Annotated in this window: 2 protein-coding genes and 2 tRNA genes; all 4 read right to left on the bottom strand. The window is 66.9% G+C overall.

Annotation, left to right across the window (positions count from 1 at the left end; translation table 11 throughout):
* A partial coding sequence (locus AC5RWX_RS31465; protein ID WP_494100115.1) for a GTPase occupies positions 1 to 1,128 on the bottom strand: 1,128 nt, incomplete at its 3' end.
* Positions 1,125 to 2,927, bottom strand: coding sequence for a dynamin family protein (locus AC5RWX_RS31460; protein WP_494100114.1), 1,803 nt, complete (start codon positions 2,925 to 2,927; stop codon positions 1,125 to 1,127). The genes AC5RWX_RS31460 and AC5RWX_RS31465, both read right to left, overlap by 4 nt.
* Positions 2,928 to 3,215: 288 nt before the next feature.
* Positions 3,216 to 3,291 (bottom strand) — tRNA-Glu (locus tag AC5RWX_RS31455).
* A 137-nt stretch (positions 3,292 to 3,428) separates the two neighbouring features.
* Positions 3,429 to 3,500, bottom strand: a tRNA-Gln gene (locus tag AC5RWX_RS31450).
* Positions 3,501 to 3,578: the final 78 nt, after the last annotated feature.

Raw genomic sequence — 3,578 nt, 5'->3', positions numbered from 1 at the left:
AGCGCTGGCGGCGTCAGCGAACTCCCTGACCGCCGCGTCGGTCCGCGCGCGTTCCGGCGCCCCTGCCGGCGGAAGCGAGGTCCGGTTCAACTCCGACGGGGCAACGCTTCGCAGGTTGAGCCGGCGCAGCGGATCTGGCCGAAACCTGGACAACCATCTGGTGACCGGCCAGCCGGTGCGCTTCACTGACTCAAGCCGGTAGGACTGGCCAACCGCCCGGACCACGGTGGGCACATTGGCTGCCACGGCCAACTCGTCGGCCAGACGCGCCTTTGCCGCTGCGCGGACCCCGGCCGCCTCTCCCCCGCCGGACACTGCATCCAGTTCAGCGGTAGCCCTGGTGATGTCAGCAGCGAGCCGCTGCGACTGCGCTCTGCGCTTGATGGCGACGCTCCGGATGGCGGCCCGCACTTTGTCCACTCCCGTACCTGCCACAGCGGACGCCGCCAGCACCTGGACCTTGGCCAATCCGTCGCGGGCCAGGATGGCCCGCAGCGATTCCAGGACGGGCTGAACGTCATGCTCCGGGAGCCGGTCCACCTGGTTGAGGACCACCAGCGTCACGGCACCGTGGGACGCCAGGCGCGACAGGAAATCATGATGTACGGCCGCGTCCGCATACTTTTGTGGGTCAAGGACCCACACCAGAACGTCCACGAGGCCCACCATCCTCTGGACCACTTCACGGTTGGACGCCCGGGTGGAATCGAAGTCCGGCAGGTCCAGCAGGATCAGGCCGGTGTCCTCGTCAGCGAAGCCTTCCACCGCTGCGGCGTGGTGCCGGTTGCGGACCTCCAGCCAGTCAAGCAGGGGTTCGCTGCCCTCCGATCCCCACACCCCCGCCAAAGGTTCCGACGTCGTGGGCCGGCGCGCTGCCGCCGTCGCGATTTCAGCTCCGCTGACCGCGTTGAACAGGGAGGATTTGCCGCTTCCGGTGGCTCCAAAGAATCCCACCACTGTGTGGTCGGCCGACAGCGAGCGGCGTGAACTGGCCCGCTCCAGGACGGTGAATACTTCCTGGAGCGACGCGTCGGGCAGGACGCCTTCGCCGAGCTCGCGGGCGTCGTTGAGGGCCGCGAGCCGGCGGTCAAGCCGGGACTCGTCCCGGGTGTCGCTGTGGCGGCTCACGCGACATCCGCCAGGCGGACCAGGGCGTCCGCGTGGGCGGCAAGAGTCTGCGTGCCGCGTTCATCGCGCTCCGGCAGCCGGGTAAGGAACTTCTGCCGTTCTTCCTCCAACAGCCGCTGGCAGCGGGCGTGCAGGTCCTCCCGCGCTTTTGCGGCCATGCGCCGCACGGCGTCCTCCCCGAAGACGGCCTCAAGCAGCCGCTGGCCCACAACCGCCGTTCCGCCCGCCACCCCAACCTCGAGTCCTGTCAGGCCGGCCGTCATGGAGAACACCACGATCATCAGGGCGGCCCCTAATCCGTTGATCCCGAAGGACAACCAGCGGGCCTGGGTGCGCTTGCCCTGTCCTTCGGTACGGATGAGTTCCATCAGGGCCTCCTGCCAGGCCCGGATTTCGGCAGCGGCCCGATCCGCGAAACCCGGCGTGGTCCCGGAGAGGTCGTCCGGCCCCAGCAGTTGGCGCCCTGCCGGGTCGGTCCGCCACCGCTGGTCGGTGTCCTCGGCGGCATTTGCAGCTTCGTCGATGATGACGGCCTGCAGCCCCGTCTCGATGGCTGCCTCAACGCTCACCGCGGGCGGGGGCTCACCCCGGAAGAAAGCCCCCAGCCGGTCACGGAACCGGCCTACGTTCTGTTCCAGGGCCCGGAAGAACTCGCCGGTGCCCACGAAGTCCTGCCAGCGGGCGAGCACCTCACCCCGCAGCAGTGCCCCGTCCTTGGTAGCGTCGAGGATCCGACCGGCAGCATCACGGTAGGCCGATGCCGCGGCGGCTTCGAGGTTTTCCGCGGCGGCCTGCTGCTCCCGGGCCGCCTGTGCCACGGCAGCAACACGGCCGGCCAGTGCCCTGACGGTCCCGTTGAGCGTACGGCGGGCGATCTCAGAACGGCCGGCAGCATCTGCGGCCAGCTCTCCGAGCCACGTCCTTATCGGGAGGACGGTTCCGGCCGGCAGCATGCCCAGCGGATCCAAGGGTGTCTCCGGGATTATGAACAGCTGTGCGGCGTCCAGACCCTCCCGGTCCAGGAGGCTTCGCAGGTCCTCGCTGACTTCCCTTTCCGCCTCCGGCGGTACCCGGTCCAGCACCACAGCCACCATGATGTCCCGCGAAGCTGCGTCCAGGAGCAGCCTCCACGGGACGGCATCTGCGTAGCGGTTGGCCGTTGTGACGAAGATCCACAAATCGGCGGCAGCAAGGAGCTGCGCTGCCAGCTTGCGGTTGTCGTCCGAAATGGAGTCGACGTCGGGAGCATCCAGGACCGCGATTCCTGCAGGGACAGCAGGGTCGGCAACAAGCACCAGGGAAGACATGGCGCCCGCGTCAGGAACCGCGCCTGCGCGACTGGCCGGCACCGGGCTGCTGGCGACGTATCCGCGGATTCTGCTCAGGCTTGGCAGGACACGCTGGCCCTCAAACCAGGCTGCCTCCGACGGGTGGTGCAGGAGGATGGGCTGGCGGGTGGTGGGGCGAATGGCACCCGAACGCGTAACGGGATGGCCTACAAGGGCGTTGACGAGCGTGGACTTGCCTGCACCGGTGGAACCTCCGACGACGGCCAGGAGCGGGGCATCAAGGCTGCGGTACCGCGGGAGGATGTAGTCGTCGAGCTGGGCGACGGCGCCGGCGGCATCACGCCGTGCCTGCTCCACGTCCGGCAGTGCCAGCGGCAGCGCTGCGGCGGCAAGATCACCGCGCACCTTTTCCAGGAGCGCTACGGCTGCAAGGGCACCGACACTGCTCGAAGGCGGGCGCTGCTCATCGTGCGGTTCATCTGGCTCGTTCCGGGAGGTCACAAGCAACATCATGCCAGTTGACGGCGGGCATGGTGCCGTTACTTGCGCAACGCCCCGCCACCTCCCCACCGTTTCCCGGAATGCCCCACCAGCTCCTGCACCTTTTTGGCAACACCCCAGCAGTCTGTGCAGGGTCCAACGGCGGTGCTGCCGCGAGCCGGGTCCGGGACGGTGCCTCCCGGAACCGAAAGCGATGGAGGGTTCCAGCTTGCCGGTCCGTTGCTGAAGGTGATGTGGCGTTCCCCGCTTTGTTGTGGAACGGAAAATGGCCCCGGGCGTTTGCCCGGGACCATTCATTGGTGACCCCAGCGGGATTCGAACCCGCGTTACCGCCGTGAGAGGGCGGCGTACTAGGCCGCTATACGATGGGGCCGTGTACTTTGCCATACTTCTTTCCAGCGTTTCCGCTGGTCAGCTCAGTGATTGTTTCACACACTTTGCTGTGGTTTCAAATCGGCCAACCGACTGAGACCTTCTGCTTTAGGCCCGCAACGGAGCCTCTGAACAGAGCTGGGATACCAGGACTCGAACCTAGAATGACGGTACCAGAAACCGTAGTGTTGCCAATTACACCATATCCCAATGATACTTTCGGGCCGTTTTCAGGGCTTTTGCCCTGCTCCGTGCGCCTCAGCACGAGAAACTACTTTACCTGAGACT

The sequence above is a fragment of the Arthrobacter sp. SPT-J7 genome (genome assembly GCF_059089965.1).
The sequence above is the reverse complement of the archived record's forward strand: the minus strand, read 5'-3'. Positions and strand labels throughout refer to the sequence as shown.

Coding starts and splice junctions, on each gene's coding strand:
- AC5RWX_RS31460 (WP_494100114.1), bottom strand. CDS start 2,927: ATGTTGCTTGTGACCTCCCGGAACGAGCCAGATGAACCGCACGATGAG.